Origin of the sequence: Streptomyces morookaense (assembly GCF_013030945.1) — a bacterium.
GTDB classification, from domain to species: Bacteria; Actinomycetota; Actinomycetes; order Streptomycetales; family Streptomycetaceae; genus Streptomyces; species Streptomyces morookaensis.
The window spans coordinates 209,308-223,272 of sequence record NZ_JABBXF010000010.1 but is presented as its reverse complement, the minus strand read 5'-3'; the positions used below and the strand labels follow the sequence as shown (position 1 = coordinate 223,272).

The window sequence follows — 13,965 nt, the reverse complement described above, 5'->3', positions numbered from 1 at the left end:
CCGCCGTCCCGCGTGCCGCGACAGACTCGCGGCCCCGGGGCCGGTTCACGCCTGCGCGTGCCCGGCCCGGATCTCCGCCAGAGCGCGCCGCAGTCCCTGCCGTACGAGGCGGGCCAGGGGCCGTTCCACCAGGCGGTGGACCAGCCAGGCGGCCGCCAGCATGACCGTGACCAGCGTCACGAGCAGCAGCGGCCTGGGCAGCAGGCCGTCGGCGTACTTGATGACGATCCAGCCCATCCGCTCGTGCAGCAGGTACAGCGGGTACGTCAGCACTCCCGCCGTGGAGAGCCGGCCCCAGGTGATGCGCCGGGTCAGGCCGAGGGCCACGGCGGCGAGGGCGGCGAAGAAGAGGGCGAGGAGCAGCACGCTGGGCCACTGCGGGACGCGGTGGCCCATGTAGTGCTCGGCGTTGCGGTGCGCCTCCAGCAGGAAGTGCTGGCCGGCCAGGAAACAGCCGCCGACGATCAGCCAGAGCAGCAGGTTGGGGCGGAACCGGTGCATCAGATAGAAGGCGACGCCGGCGATGAAGTACCAGGCGTCGCCGGGCATCAGCAGGGTGGTGAGCAGCGGGCTGCCGGCCGTGGCGGCGACGGCCGCGGCGGCGCCCCACAGCAGGCAGAAGGCCACGGCCCGCCGGTAGGTCAGCCCGCGCCAGGCGACGACGAGTGCGAAGAGCAGGTAGAAGCGGACCTCCACCCACAGGGTCCAGTAGACGCCGTCGACCGGAGCCACCCCGAAGGGGTCCTGGAGCATCGTGAGGTTGACGGCGACATTGCTCAGCCGGGGTGCGCTGTTGACGACCGGGAAGAGGGCGACGGCGAGCGACACGGTGAGAACGGCGAACCAGTACGCGGGATACAGCCGTGCCGCGCGCGATACGGCGAAATCCCCGATGCTCTTTCCCCAGGCGCTCATGCAGATGACGAAGCCGCTGATGAGGAAGAACAGCTGAACGCCCAGCCAGCCGTAGGAGGCGGGCACGTATGCGGTGGGGAAGAGTTTCTCCGAGGGCTCCGGCCAGGCTCCGCTGCTGAAGGCGATGTAGTGATAGGCGACGACCATCAGAGCGGCCAGCAGCCGCAGACCGTCCAGTGCGGCGAGCCGGTCCTGCGGTCTTCTGCGGGCCGGGGGCGGGCTGGGAACGGGCGAGCGTTCCTGCTGGATGATGACGGTGGAGTGCACGGTGGAGTGCAACGTCCCTCCTGGGTCCCCGCGGAAGTTGCCGTGCGGCTCCTTATGATGTGCAGATCGTAAATAGAGGTCAAAGACCGGTGGTCGAGTTGCCGGATTGCATCCCGCTTCCTCCCGGGGGAGCGAGGCACTGTCCGGGGCCCACTACCCTGGTTCCGTGACTATTCGCCTGTACGACACCAGCGCCCGGCAGATCCGTGACTTCACCCCGATCGCACCGGGCTGTGTCTCGATCTACCTCTGTGGCGCCACCGTGCAGGCTGCACCGCACATCGGCCACATCCGGTCCGGCCTGAACTTCGACATCATGCGCCGCTGGTTCGCCTATCGCGGCTACGACGTGACGTTCGTCCGCAACGTGACGGACATCGACGACAAGATCATCGCGAAGGCCGCGGCCCAGGGCCGCCCGTGGTGGTCGATCGGCTACGAGAACGAGTGCGCGTTCAACGCCGCGTACGACGCGCTGGGCTGCCTGCGCCCGACCGTCGAGCCGCGGGCGACCGGGCACGTGCCCGAGATGATCGAGATGATGCGCGGGCTGATCGAGCGCGGTCACGCCTACGCCGCCGACGGCAACGTGTACTTCGACGTGCGCTCCTTCCCGGGCTACCTGGAGCTGTCCAACCAGGAGCTGGACAATCTGCTGCAGCCGTCCGGCGAGGGCGAGACCGGCAAGCGCGACCCGCGCGACTTCGCGATGTGGAAGGCGGCCAAGGAGGGCGAGCCCAGCTGGGAGACCCCCTGGGGCCGCGGCCGGCCGGGCTGGCACCTGGAGTGCTCGGCGATGGCGCACAAGTACCTGGGCGAGGCCTTCGACATCCACGGCGGCGGCATCGACCTGATCTTCCCGCACCACGAGAACGAGATCGCCCAGGCCAAGGCCTTCGGCGACGCCTTCGCCCGGTACTGGGTGCACAACGCCTGGGTGACCATGAGCGGCGAGAAGATGTCCAAGTCGCTGGGCAACTCGGTGCTGGTCTCCGAGATGGTCAAGCACTGGCGCCCGATCGTGCTGCGCTACTACCTGGGCACCCCGCACTACCGCTCGATGATCGAGTACAGCGAGGACGCGCTGCGCGAGGCCGAGGCGGCGTTCGCCCGCATCGAGGGCTTCATGCAGCGCGTGGTGGAGAAGGCCGGGACCGTGGAGCCCGCGGCCGAGGTGCCGCCCGCCTTCGCCGAGGCGATGGACGACGACCTGGGCGTCCCGCAGGCGCTCGCGATCGTCCACACCGCGGTGCGACAGGGCAACTCGGCGCTGGGCGCGGACGACAAGGAGTCCGCGGTCGCCCGCCTGGCCGAGGTCCGGGCGATGCTCGGGGTGCTGGGCCTGGACCCGCTGGACGAGCAGTGGGCCGCCGGCGACGGCCGTGGCGAGGATCTGCACGGTGTGGTGGACTCGCTGGTCAGGCTGGTGCTCGAACAGCGCGAGGCGGCCCGCGGCCGCAAGGACTGGGCGAGCGCCGACGCCATCCGCGATCAGCTCCAGCAGTCCGGCCTCGTCATCGAGGACACTCCGGCGGGCCCGCGCTGGACGCTCGGCTGAGCGACACTTTTCGTAAGAACGTTCACAGCAGTAACCGCAGTAACAGAAACAGGTGACCCATGGCCGGCAACAGCCAGCGCAGGAACCGCCGCACGTCCAACAAGAAGGGCGCGCAGGTCGGCAGCGGCGGCCAGCGGCGCCGAGGCCTGGAGGGCAAGGGCCCCACGCCGCCTGCGCATATGCGCAAGGGGCACAAGAAGAACCGCGTGGCCAACGCCCAGGCCAAGCAGGCGGCCCGCCGCCCGGCCCCGCGCCGCGGCGGCCCCAAGGGGGCCAACGAGCTCGTCGTCGGCCGTAACTCCGTGGTCGAGGCGCTGCGCGAGGGCGTGCCCGCGACGACGCTGTACGTCCAGCAGTTCGTGGACAGCGACGAGCGCGTGCGCGAGGCGATCCAGCTCGCCACGGAGAAGGGCCTCAACCTCATGGAGGCCCCGCGTCCGGAGCTCGACCGGATGACCAACGGGCTCAACCACCAGGGCCTGGTCCTGTCCGTGCCGCCGTACGACTACGCGCACCCCGAGGACCTCTCCGCCGTGGCCTACGACAACGGCGAGGACCCGCTGATCGTCGCGCTCGACGGCATCACCGACCCGCGCAACCTCGGCGCCGTCGTCCGCTCCGTCTCCGCCTTCGGCGGCCACGGCGTGGTCGTCCCCGAGCGCCGCGCGGCCGGCATGACCGCCAGTGCCTGGAAGACCTCCGCCGGCACCGCCGCCCGCACGCCGGTGGCCCGCGCCACCAACATGACGCGCGCCCTGGAGGCCTACCAGAAGGAAGGCCTCATGGTCGTCGGCCTCGCGGCGGACGGCGACACCGAGCTGCACGAACTCGACGCCCTGGAGGGCCCCGTCGTGATCGTCGTCGGCAGCGAGGGCAAGGGCCTCTCCCGTCTCGTCGGCGAGACCTGCGACTTCCGCGTGCGGATCCCGATGCCGGGCGGCGCCGAGTCGCTCAACGCCGGTGTCGCCGCCGGTGTCGTGCTGTACGAGGCCGCGCGCCGGCGCGCCTGATCCGTGCCCCGGCGGGTCAGCCGCGCGAGCGCTGATCCGCCGGAAGGGGCGCGGGAGTTGATGATCTTGACGGGTCTCGGACACATCGGGGCGGTCAAGGCAGTGTCCTAATCTCAAGTCACTCGGTTAGATGAGTGTGGACACCAGAACACCCCGCACGCCTACGGGGGGAAGCTCTTCGGGGTACGACGACCAGCCCGCGCTGAGTACGGTGAAGGTCCCGTCGGACCCGGCGCAGGTCTCCGTCAACCACCTGAGTTTCCGCGTGCAGCTCGCGCGTCCCCCGCGCGCCGTCCGGCAGTTCGCGGGCGCAGACCGGACGGACGGGCTGCCCACCCTCAAGAGCGCGGCCCGGCGCCGCGCCCCCGTGGTGTGGAGCGGGCGGACCGGGCCCGGCGATTCGGCATCCACCCAACTCCTCGACGCCGTACGGGAGTCCGGGCTCACCGGCCCCGCCCGGACGGCCGGAGGCGGGGACGCCGCCACCCAGGTGCTGCCGCGCATCACCGTCGACGACCCCCCGACCACCGTCATCGGGCCCCGCGGTCCCGCCGAGCCCACCGGCCCGGCCGGCGCCGACGCCACCCGACTCCTGCCCCGCGTCCGCCCGAACGGCGACGCGTGCGACGAAGACCCGTACGGATACTCCCAGTTCGACGAACCCGGTTCGGACTACGAGACCGAGGACGACGAGGACACCCCCCGCAGGCAGCGCCCGGGCGACTCCGCCCGGCACGCCTACTATCCCGACCGCCGGATGAACCTCGGCGTCGTCCTGCTGCCCCTGCGCGTCTTCCTCGGCCTGATCTCCGTCTACGCGGGCATGGGCAAGCTGTGCGACCCCGTCTACTTCGACGGCGGCAAGCGCGGCTCGATGGTCGCCTGGCTCACGTCCCTGCACCCCTGGGCCGTTGCCGCGCCGCTGCGGTCGCTCGCCCTGAGCCACCCCGTGGGGTCCGGGCTGACCGTCGCCTTCCTGCAGATCATCGTCGGCATCCTCACCATCTTCGGCCTCTGGCAGCGGCTCGCCGCGGCCATCGGGATGCTGCTGTCGGCCGTCCTGCTCGTCACCGTCAGCTGGCGCAGCGCCCCCGTCTACCAGGCGCCCGACATCATCTGCCTGGCCGCCTGGAGCCCGCTGGTCATCGCCGGGGCGCCGTTCTACTCCGTCGACGGCCGGCTCGCCGGGGAGGCCTGGCGGCGGCTCGGCCCGCGCGCCGAACTCTGGGCGCTGCGGCGGCGGGTGCTGCGCCGCGGCACGGTCATGGCCACCGTGCTCATCGGCCTGACCCTGCTGACCGGTTCGATGCTGGGCGGGGCCGTGCGCTCCTCGCGGTCCGTCCAGACCCCCGGCCTCCCGGCCGCTCCGCCCACCAACAGCCTGCCCGGTACGCACCTGCCGCAGCGGCCCGGTTCCTCGTCCACCACTCCCGGGTCGCACGGCGCCACCACGCCGGGTGCCGTCAAGCCGAGCCCCACCGGGCACAAGCAGTCCGGTCCGTCGGCGACGCCGAGTGCTCCGGGCACGTCGCACAGCCCTGCGGGGACGCCGGGCGGCACGCCCGGTATGCACGGCGGTGCCCACACGGCGCCCCAGACGCCGCACCAGCAGCCCGCTCCGGCGGCGCCGCGCAGCAGCTCGTCCTCCGCGGGCGGTTCCGGCGGCAGCACCGGTGAGTCCTCCGGCAGCTCGTCGGGCGGCTCGGGCGGTGGCCACGGCGGGGGTGCGCTCGGGGGCCTCCTGGGCTAGGTGTTTCGGCTGCGCCCCGCGCCCCTTACGGGGCGCGGGGATTTGTTTACGCGCCGCGCAACTCCCGTGCAGCCTCCGTCAGATCCTTCGCCGTGTCGATGGCCCGCCAGTACGCGCCGTGCGGCAGCGGGAAGCCGGCCAGGCGGCGTTCGCGGGCCAGGCGGGGGAAGGTCGTGCGCTCGTGGTCGCCGCGCTCCGGCAGCAACTCCCGGAAGCCGGCCGCGAAGACGTAGACGCCGGCGTTGATCAGATAAGGCGACGGAGGTGCCTCGATGAAGTCCAGGACGTGTCCGAACTCGTCGGTCTCCACGGCTCCCCAGGGGATCCGCGGCCGCGCCAGCGCCAACGTGGCCGTGGCGTCGCGCTCTTGGTGGAAGGCGGCCATCTCGCGCAGCGAGAAGCGCGTCCAGATGTCCCCGTTGGTGGCGTACCAGGGCTGGTCGGGGCGGGGGAGCGAGGCGGCCGCGTGCTTCAGTCCGCCGCCGCGGCCGAGGGGTTCCTTCTCGACCACCGTCGTGACGCGGAGCGGGAGTTCGGCCGACACGAGCCAGTCCTGCAGGACTTCGGCCAGATGGCCGCATGAGACGACGGCGTCGGTGACGCCTTCGGAGGCGAGCCAGGCCAGTTGGTGGCCGATGATCGGGACGCCCGTGCCGGGGATCTCCACCATCGGCTTGGGGCGGTCGTCGGTGTACGGGCGAAGCCGTGACCCCTGGCCGCCGGCCAGGATCACGGCTTGCGCGGGGTACGAGGAGACGTGGGTGCCGGTCATGTCCCGCACGATATGCGCTGAGCCCCGGACCGGTGCGTTCCGGTCCGGGGGCTCGGTCCGAGGGCGCTCAGTGGCCCTGGGCGACGACTCCGGAGGCGAAGGAGGTGTCGCAGACGGGCCTCGAGTAGCTCTGGGCCTTCTTCGCGCCGTACTTGGCGACGGCCGCGCGCCCGAGGGCGCGGGCGATCTGCCCGCAGTACTGGGCCAGCGAGGGACGGCTCTCCGTCTCGCGCTGGAGGTCGGTGAGCGCGGCCCCGGGGTTCTTCTGCTGCAGCTCGGTCAGCAGCCGGTCGCGCAGCACCTCGTGCGGCGCGCGGGCCTTGGCCTGGGTCGAGGCGGTGCCGGACGACGCAGTGAGCACCTGCGACTCGGCGTTCGGGGCCGCCCACGGGACACGGGTGACCGCGAGGGTCCCGGAGAGCACCAGAACGACGGGAAGGACGAGAGCGAGAGTTCTGCCGATGCGGCGGGCGGCCTGGTTCATGCCGCAGATGGTAGCGAGGGGTAATGTCGCGGCGACATTTAGTCACCCGGTCGAGCGACGTCATGGGCTGCCGTTTGTTCGCCGTGTTGACGTACGGGGGTCGAAAAGCGAGGAGTGTCAGGGCATGTCTCGACAGGCGGGCGGTGCGGACGGCCGTCGTCACGGCCGTCCGCACCGCTCACGCTCAGTCGCCGATGCGCTCGCCCGAGGACGTCGAGAACACATGCACCTCGCCGGGCCGCGGCACGACGTGCAGCACGGAGCCCTTCTCCGGCACGCGGCGCCCGTTGACGCGCACCACGAGGTCCTTCGGCTCGCCGCCGACCTCGGCGGTGCCGTACACATAGCCGTCGGCGCCGAGTTCCTCGACCACGTTCACCGTGACCGGGAGGCCGGCCGGTGCGTCCGCGGCCTCCTTGCCCAGCGAGCGGGCCGCCTCGCCGTTCTGCTCGACCACGTCGAAGTGCTCGGGCCGCACGCCGACGGTCACCGCGCGGTCGCCCCGGTCGGCCGCGGCCGTCAGGGCCTCGCGCGGGACGGGCACGACGCTGTTGCCGAACTTCACGCCGCCGTCGGTGATCGGCACCTCGACGAGGTTCATGGCGGGGGAGCCGATGAATCCGGCGACGAAGAGGTTCGCCGGACGGTCGTACATGTTGCGCGGGGAGTCCACCTGCTGCAGCAGGCCGTCCTTGAGCACCGCGACCCGGTCGCCCATGGTCATGGCCTCGACCTGGTCGTGGGTGACGTAGACGGTGGTGATGCCCAGCCGCCGCTGCAGGCCGGCGATCTGGGTGCGGGTCTGCACGCGCAGCTTGGCGTCGAGGTTCGACAGCGGCTCGTCCATGAGGAACACCTGGGGCTCGCGCACGATCGCGCGCCCCATCGCGACGCGCTGGCGCTGTCCGCCGGAGAGCGCCTTGGGCTTGCGCCCCAGGTACTCGGTGAGGTCCAGGATCCGGGCCGCGTCCTCGACCTTCTGCCGGATCTCGGACTTCGGCACGCCCGCGATCTTCAGGGCGAAGCCCATGTTGTCGGCGACGGTCATGTGCGGGTAGAGCGCGTAGTTCTGGAACACCATGGCGATGTCCCGGTCCTTGGGCGGGAGATGGGTGACGTCCCTGTCGCCGATCCGGATCGCGCCGCCGTTGACGTCCTCGAGCCCGGCGAGCATCCGCAGCGAGGTGGACTTGCCGCAGCCGGAGGGTCCGACGAGCACCAGGAATTCGCCATCCTCGATGGTGATGTCCAGCTGATCGACGGCGGGTTTGTCGGCGCCCGGATAGATGCGGGTCGCCTTGTCGTACGTGACCGTGGCCATGGTGATGCAGTCCCTTCACCGGCAGGAACGTGCCGGACGATCCGAGTAGAGGGAGTGGTCCAGTCCAATTGGACCGGCTGCCGAGGACGCTACCGGGGCGGTGGCCGGTTGTCAGCAGGTCGCGGTGCACCAAAACGTTGTGGGTAGACTGCATCGCACATGCCGCCTTAGCTCAGCTGGTAGAGCACCGCTCTTGTAAAGCGAAGGTCGTCGGTTCGAATCCGACAGGCGGCTTGCGCACCGTACGACAGAGCCGCAGGCCCCCTCGGGGACCTGCGGCTCTGGTCGTTCACGGCCGTACTCCCTCCAGCTCGCCCGTGCGGTCGGCCGGGGCGGGGGTGACGGGCTCGTCCTGGTGGCCCGGCCACCAGGCCTTGTGGCCGAGCAGCGACGTGACCGTCGGGACGAGCAGCATCGCCATGATGAAGGCGGTCAACAGGATGCCGAACGCCACCGCGAAGCCCATCTGCTGGAGCATCGAGTTGTCGGCGAGCATCAGGACGCCGAAGGTGCCGGCGAGGATGACCGCCGCGGAGGCGATGGTGGGTGCCGAGCGGGCGACCGCGGTGCGGATGGCCTCGCGCGGGGCCGTGCCGCGGCGGGCCTCCTCGCGGAGCCGGGCGACCATGAGGATGTTGTAGTCGGTGCCGATGGCGACCACGAAGAGGTACATGATCACCGGCAGCATGAACAGCAGGCCGTGTTTGCCCTGGAGGTCCTGGAAGAGCCAGACCGTCGAGCCGAGCGTGGCGCCGAAGCCGAGTGCGACGGCGGCCATCAGGTACCAGGGGGCGACGAGGCTGCGCAGCAGCAGGCCCAGGATGACCATGATCGCGATGCCGGCGACGGGGAAGACGACCGTGTAGTCGTGGTCCACGGCGTTCTTGACGTCCGCGAGGACGGCCGAGGTGCCGCCGACGAGCGCCCGGGTGCCCGCGGGCGCGGCCTTGTGGGCCTGGTCGCGCAGGGTGCCGCCGGCGAGCTCGATGGCCTTGTCGCTGGTGGGCGCGTACTTCAGGACGACGCTGTACTGGGCGACCGTGCCGTCGGAGTTCGGGACGCCCGGGGCGGCCTGTCCGACGCCCTCGATGCCGGCGAGGCGGGTGCGGAAGGATTCCATGGCGGCTTTGTCGAGGCGTGTGCCGCCGGTGGACTTCAGGTAGACCATTGCCGGGTCGGACTGGCCGGCCGAGAAGCCGCGTTGCAGGTCCTTCATGGCCTGGACGGACTCCAGCTTCTGGGACATCTGGCTGGAGGTGTCGAACTCGGGCCGGAAGGACAGCGCCCCCACGGCGAGGGCGGCCAGGACGCCGGCGGAGACCAGGGCGACGAGGCCCGGGCGGCGGGAGACGAGGCCGCCGACGGTGTTCGCGAACCGGTTCCGCGGCTGCTTCCGCCATGCCTTGGACGGCCAGAAGGCCTTGGAGCCCAGCAGCGAGAAGACCGCGGGGACGAACGTGAGGGCGGCGACCAGGGTCACGGCGACGGCGATCGCCAGTGACGGGCCCATCGCCCGCATCATGCCCATCGTGGACAGCAGCAGGGCGAGGAAGGCCACGATGACGGCGCCCGCCGCGGAGGCGATGGTCTCGCCGACCCGGGCCACGGCGGCGACGAGGGCCTCCTTGGGCTCCTGTCCGGCCCGCAGGTGCTCGCGGTAGCGGAAGAGGAGGAAGAGCAGGTAGTCGGTGCCGACGCCGAAGAGGACGACGATGAGGATCGGGGAGATCGAGCTGTCGGCCTTCAGGTCGCCGAGCGAGGCCGCGGTGCCGATGAGGCCGATGGCGACCATGAAGACGACGCCGATGATGATCACCGGCAGCAGGGCGATCAGCGGGCTGCGGAAGATCACCAGCAGCAGGACGATGATCAGGAGCAGGGTCGCGCTCATCACCATGGCGTCGGTGTTGCCCGACGACTCCTGCGAGTCCACGTTGGTGGCCACCTGGCCGGTGATGCCCATCGTCAAGTGGGTGCCGCCCAGCAGGGGTTTGGCGTCCTCGCGGAGCTGTTTGACGGAGTCGGCGAGCTTCTTGTCGTAGGTGTCCTTGGTGGTCGCGACGATGTTCGCGAGCGCGATCTCGCCGTTGGGGGAGACGGCCCGCGGGCCCGTCTCCACCTTCGCTATCTCCGGGCGGTGCTTCGCCTGGAGCCCCTCCGCGACCTTGATCACGTCGCGCCGGTCGTCCGCGGTGAGCCGCTCGTGGTCGGAACGCTGGAACACGACGATGGACGCGGGCTGTTCGGTCTGCGGGAACGCGCTCTTCTGCAGGTTGGCCACCTGCACGGACTCGTAGTGCTTCGGCAGGAACTCCGCCTCGTCCGTCGTGGACTTGAGCCCCGGGGCCAGCACGGCGAGGGCCACGGCTGCGACGACCCAGCCCAGGATCGTGAGCCAGGGCCGGTGGACGGCGAACCGCCCGACTCGTTGGAACATGGTGCTCCTTCACGGGTGTGGGCAACGCGGCCGGGGGACCCGTGCGGACGTCGTACGGACGTCGCACGGACGTGCGGCCCGGGCGTGTTCACGCTAGGGAGCCGGGTTCCCCGGAAACAACGGATTCCGGGTGAATCAGGGGGAGGGGCGCGGAAAGTCGGTCCTGGGTCGGGCTGCCCCCTCCTCCGGGGGGAGGAGAGCGCCTCACCCGTGGGGTAGAGACCGCTCTGCCGACCGCCTGCGGGCGGATTACGCTGCCCCCATGACGGATGTCGAGGTGTACCGCGCGCGCATGGAACGGGCGGCCGTGGCCGCCGCCCAGGAGGGGCTGGCGGGCCTGCTCGTCGCCCCGGGGCCCGACCTGGTCTGGCTCAGCGGCTACCGGGTCCCGGCGGACACGGAGCGGCTGACCGCCCTTCTGCTCCTTCCCGGCCGCAAACCCCGCCTGTTCGTACCGGAATTGGAGCGTCCTGACGCCGAACACGCGGCGGGCGCAGGGGCGATGGACATCAGCGGCTGGACGGACGGCGAGGACCCGTACGCGGCCGCCGCCGAACTGCTGGAGCCGCAGGGCCGTTACGGGGTCTCCGACAACGCCTGGGCGCTGCACCTGCTGGCCTTCCAGCGCGCCTGCCCGGGGACGGCCTACGAGGCGCTCACCGAGGCGCTGCCCATGCTGCGGGCGGTCAAGGACGCGTTCGAGACCGACAAGCTGGCCGCGGCGGGAGCAGCGGCGGACGCCACGTTCGAACGGATCGCGGAGCTGCCGTTCGCCGGACGGCGCGAACGCGAGGTGGCCGCCGACCTCGACCGGCTGCTCCGCGAACACGGCCACAGCCAGGTCGACTTCACGATCGTGGGCTCCGGGCCGAACGGTGCCAACCCGCACCACGAGGCGGGCGACCGGGTGATCCAGGACGGCGACATGGTCGTCCTCGACTTCGGCGGCCTGCTGGACGGCTACGGCTCCGACACCACCCGCACGGTGCACGTGGGCGAGCCGACCGCGGAGGAGCGCAAGGTCCACGACCTGGTCCGGGAGGCCCAGCAGGCGGCCTTCGAGGCGGTACGTCCCGGCACCGCCTGCCAGGACGTGGACCGCGTGGCCCGCCAGGTGATCCGGCGGGCCGGTTACGGCGAATACTTCATCCACCGGACGGGACACGGGATCGGCGTCACGACGCACGAGCCGCCGTACCTGGTGGAGGGGGAGCACCTGCCGCTGGTGCCGGGGATGGCCTTCTCGATCGAACCGGGGGTCTACCTGCCCGGGCGGTTCGGGGTACGGATCGAGGACATCGTGGTGTGCACCGAGTCCGGTGCGCGGAGGCTGAACAATACGGGGCGGGAGTTGCGGGTGGTTCGGTAAGGGGGCTACAGCACCCGGTGCATCACGTGCAGCCCCGTGAAGCTGCCGTCAGGCAACCGGTACGCCTCCGGCACCGTACCCACCACCTCGAAGCCGAGCGACTTCCACAGCGCCACCGCCCGCACATTGCTCTGCACAACGGCGTTGAACTGCATCGCCCGGTACCCCTCCGCCTTCGCCCGGGCGAGGACGTACTCGCCGAGCGCCCGCCCCACGCCCCGGCCGGCGGCCGCCGGCGACACCATGAAGCTGGCGGTCGCGATGTGCGCACCGGGGCCCATCTGGTTGGGCCCCGTCTTCGCCGAGCCGAGGACGGTGCCGTCCTCGGCGACCGCCACGACCGTGTGCCCGGGCGGGCCCGGCATCCAGAGTGCGCGCCCCGTCCCGCTGTCGATGTCCCGGGGATACGTGTACGTCTCCCCGGCCGCCGTGATGGCCCGGAAGAACGGCCAGATGGCCGCCCAGTCCTCGTCGTGCGCGTCTCTTATCCGGATCTGCATGGCGTCAGGATGGCGGCGGGCAGTCGCACATGCCACTGGATTTCGCCGCGCTGCGCACCGCGACCTGGTGTTTCGGGGCCGGTGCCGTGACCATCAGCCCGGCGACGAGGGCGGCCAGCAGCATGATGCCGGAGCCCCAGCCGATGGCGACGTTGAAGCCGTGCACGATGCCCTGTCTCACGGTGCCGCCGTACGAGGCACTGGCGGATGTCGCGATGGTGTTGAGCAGTGCCGTGCCGATCGAACCGCCCACCTGCTGCGAGGTGTTGACGGTCGCCGAGGTGACGCCCGAGTCGCGCGGCGGCACGCCCGCGGTGGCGGTGGCGATGACGGGCATGAAGACCAGACCCATGCCGAGGCCGACGAGGATCTCGGACGGCAGGACGTGGGTGACGTACGCGGGCTCGACCGGCAGGAAGACGAGCAGGAAGAGCCCGGCGGCGACGAGCAGGGTGCCGGGGACCATCAGCATGCGCGGCGGCAGGTGGTGCAGCAGCCGGGCCGAGAGCTGGGTGGAGGACACGACGAGGGCGCCGGTCAGCGGCAGGAAGCCCAGGCCGGTGCGGACCGGGGAGTAGCCGAGGACGACCTGCAGGTAGTAGGTCATGAACAGGAACATGCCGAACATGCCGACGACGGTGAGCGCCATGGTCAGGAACGCCCCGGCCCGGTTCCGGTTGCGGATCACGTGCAGCGGCAGCAGCGGGCTCGGTGCCCGGGTCTGCCACCACGCGAACGCCGTCAGCAGCAGTGCGCCGCAGCTCAGCAGCCCGAGGACCAACGGGCTGCGCCAGCCGCGGGGTTCGGCCTCGCTGCAGGCATAGACGAGGGCGACGAGGCCGCCGCAGCCGAGCAGGACGCCGCGGAGGTCGAGGGACGGGCGGGCGTCGCGGGAGGGCCGGTGGTCGTGCAGCAGCCAGCCGGCACCGGTGAAGGCGACGAGCGCGATGGGGACGTTGACGTAGAGGCACCAGCGCCAGTCGAGGTACTCGGTGAGCAGGCCGCCGGTGATCAGTCCGATGGCGGCGCCGCCGCCGGCGATGGCGCCGTAGATGCCGAAGGCCTTGCTGCGTTCCCTGAGATCCGTGAACGTGGTCGTCAGCAGGGACAGCGCGGACGGCGCGAGGACCGCGGCGAAGGAGCCCTGGAGGGCGCGCGCCGTGAAGAGCATGCCGGGGGTGTGCGCGGCCCCGCCGAGCGCGGACGCGGCGGCGAAGCCGATGAGTCCGGTCATGAACGTGCGCTTGCGGCCGACGAGGTCGGCGACGCGGCCGCCGAGGAGGAGCAGGCCGCCGAAGGCGAGGGTGTAGGCGGTGATCACCCACTGCCGGCTGGTGTCGGACATGCCGAGGGCGCGCTGGGCGGAGGGGAGGGCGATGTTGACGATCGTGGCGTCGAGGACGACCATCAGCTGGGCCATGGCGATGATCACCAGGGCCCACCAACGGCCGGGGGCGGACGAGGGCTCGGGTATGAAGGGCGGGTCCGTGTCGCGCATACGACCCCCTGGGTGGCCGAAAACGTGCGTGCCTTTCAGGCTAGGCCGGGTGGAGGTGCCGTGCCTGTCGGGTTTGGTGCGGCC

The 13,965-nt window shown here is 71.3% G+C and carries 11 protein-coding genes and 1 tRNA gene; 5 read left to right on the top strand and 7 right to left on the bottom strand.

Going from position 1 to position 13,965, the window contains the following annotated elements; genetic code table 11:
• Nucleotides 1-45: 45 nt before the first annotated feature.
• Nucleotides 46-1,194: an acyltransferase family protein gene (locus HG542_RS06615; protein ID WP_176606271.1), complete on the bottom strand. Its 1,149-nt coding sequence runs from the start codon at nucleotides 1,192-1,194 to the stop codon at nucleotides 46-48.
• Nucleotides 1,195-1,348: 154 nt separating this feature from the next.
• Here HG542_RS06615 and cysS point away from each other — a divergent pair, with 154 nt between their 5' ends.
• From cysS to HG542_RS06600, 3 genes are all read left to right on the top strand, one after another.
• Entirely contained in the window at nucleotides 1,349-2,740 is a 1,392-nt protein-coding gene (gene cysS / locus HG542_RS06610) for a cysteine--tRNA ligase (protein WP_171079108.1), read from the top strand.
• Between the two features lie 59 nt (nucleotides 2,741-2,799).
• Entirely contained in the window at nucleotides 2,800-3,750 is a 951-nt protein-coding gene (gene rlmB / locus HG542_RS06605) for a 23S rRNA (guanosine(2251)-2'-O)-methyltransferase RlmB (protein WP_171079107.1), read from the top strand.
• Nucleotides 3,751-3,880: 130 nt separating this feature from the next.
• The gene (locus HG542_RS06600; protein ID WP_171079106.1) at nucleotides 3,881-5,500 is read left to right on the top strand and encodes a DoxX family protein; all 1,620 of its coding nucleotides are present in this window, start codon (nucleotides 3,881-3,883) and stop codon (nucleotides 5,498-5,500) included.
• A gap of 46 nt (nucleotides 5,501-5,546) precedes the next feature.
• Here HG542_RS06600 and HG542_RS06595 read toward each other — a convergent pair whose 3' ends face one another.
• From HG542_RS06595 to HG542_RS06585, 3 genes are all read right to left on the bottom strand, one after another.
• A complete protein-coding gene (locus HG542_RS06595) occupies nucleotides 5,547-6,272 on the bottom strand; it encodes a nucleotidyltransferase family protein (protein WP_171079105.1) in 726 nt (241 codons plus the stop codon).
• A gap of 67 nt (nucleotides 6,273-6,339) precedes the next feature.
• Complete coding sequence (locus tag HG542_RS06590) at nucleotides 6,340-6,756, bottom strand: hypothetical protein (protein ID WP_171079104.1); 417 nt, start codon at nucleotides 6,754-6,756, stop codon at nucleotides 6,340-6,342.
• Nucleotides 6,757-6,940: 184 nt separating this feature from the next.
• A complete protein-coding gene (locus HG542_RS06585) occupies nucleotides 6,941-8,077 on the bottom strand; it encodes an ABC transporter ATP-binding protein (protein ID WP_171079103.1) in 1,137 nt (378 codons plus the stop codon).
• 161 nt (nucleotides 8,078-8,238) lie between these two features.
• On the opposite strand from HG542_RS06585, the gene HG542_RS06580 reads away from it, so the two are divergent.
• Nucleotides 8,239-8,311: transfer RNA gene (locus HG542_RS06580), tRNA-Thr, on the top strand.
• 55 nt (nucleotides 8,312-8,366) lie between these two features.
• Here HG542_RS06580 and HG542_RS06575 read toward each other — a convergent pair.
• Nucleotides 8,367-10,514 carry an MMPL family transporter gene (locus HG542_RS06575; protein ID WP_171079102.1) on the bottom strand — a complete coding sequence of 716 codons (2,148 nt, stop codon included), beginning with the start codon at nucleotides 10,512-10,514 and terminating at the stop codon, nucleotides 8,367-8,369.
• A gap of 262 nt (nucleotides 10,515-10,776) precedes the next feature.
• Here HG542_RS06575 and HG542_RS06570 point away from each other — a divergent pair, with 262 nt between their 5' ends.
• On the top strand, nucleotides 10,777-11,883 hold the full coding sequence (locus HG542_RS06570; RefSeq protein ID WP_171079101.1) for an aminopeptidase P family protein: 1,107 nt from the start codon (nucleotides 10,777-10,779) through the stop codon (nucleotides 11,881-11,883).
• Between the two features lie 5 nt (nucleotides 11,884-11,888).
• On the opposite strand, the gene HG542_RS06565 is transcribed toward HG542_RS06570, so the two are convergent.
• Both HG542_RS06565 and HG542_RS06560 read right to left on the bottom strand, forming a co-directional pair.
• Complete coding sequence (locus HG542_RS06565) at nucleotides 11,889-12,383, bottom strand: GNAT family N-acetyltransferase (protein ID WP_171079100.1); 495 nt, start codon at nucleotides 12,381-12,383, stop codon at nucleotides 11,889-11,891.
• A gap of 4 nt (nucleotides 12,384-12,387) precedes the next feature.
• Nucleotides 12,388-13,881, bottom strand: coding sequence for an MFS transporter (locus HG542_RS06560; protein WP_171079099.1), 1,494 nt, complete (start codon nucleotides 13,879-13,881; stop codon nucleotides 12,388-12,390).
• Between the last annotated feature and the right edge of the window lie 84 nt (nucleotides 13,882-13,965).

What these genes read in the sequence shown, in the direction of transcription:
- HG542_RS06595 (WP_171079105.1), bottom strand. Translation starts at nt 6,272, where the DNA reads ATGACCGGCACCCACGTCTCCTCGTACCCCGCGCAAGCCGTGATCCTG.
- HG542_RS06585 (WP_171079103.1), bottom strand. Translation starts at nt 8,077, where the DNA reads ATGGCCACGGTCACGTACGACAAGGCGACCCGCATCTATCCGGGCGCC.
- HG542_RS06570 (WP_171079101.1), top strand. Translation starts at nt 10,777, where the DNA reads ATGACGGATGTCGAGGTGTACCGCGCGCGCATGGAACGGGCGGCCGTG.
- rlmB (WP_171079107.1), top strand. Translation starts at nt 2,800, where the DNA reads ATGGCCGGCAACAGCCAGCGCAGGAACCGCCGCACGTCCAACAAGAAG.
- HG542_RS06575 (WP_171079102.1), bottom strand. Translation starts at nt 10,514, where the DNA reads ATGTTCCAACGAGTCGGGCGGTTCGCCGTCCACCGGCCCTGGCTCACG.
- HG542_RS06590 (WP_171079104.1), bottom strand. Translation starts at nt 6,756, where the DNA reads ATGAACCAGGCCGCCCGCCGCATCGGCAGAACTCTCGCTCTCGTCCTT.
- HG542_RS06600 (WP_171079106.1), top strand. Translation starts at nt 3,881, where the DNA reads ATGAGTGTGGACACCAGAACACCCCGCACGCCTACGGGGGGAAGCTCT.
- HG542_RS06565 (WP_171079100.1), bottom strand. Translation starts at nt 12,383, where the DNA reads ATGCAGATCCGGATAAGAGACGCGCACGACGAGGACTGGGCGGCCATC.
- HG542_RS06560 (WP_171079099.1), bottom strand. Translation starts at nt 13,881, where the DNA reads ATGCGCGACACGGACCCGCCCTTCATACCCGAGCCCTCGTCCGCCCCC.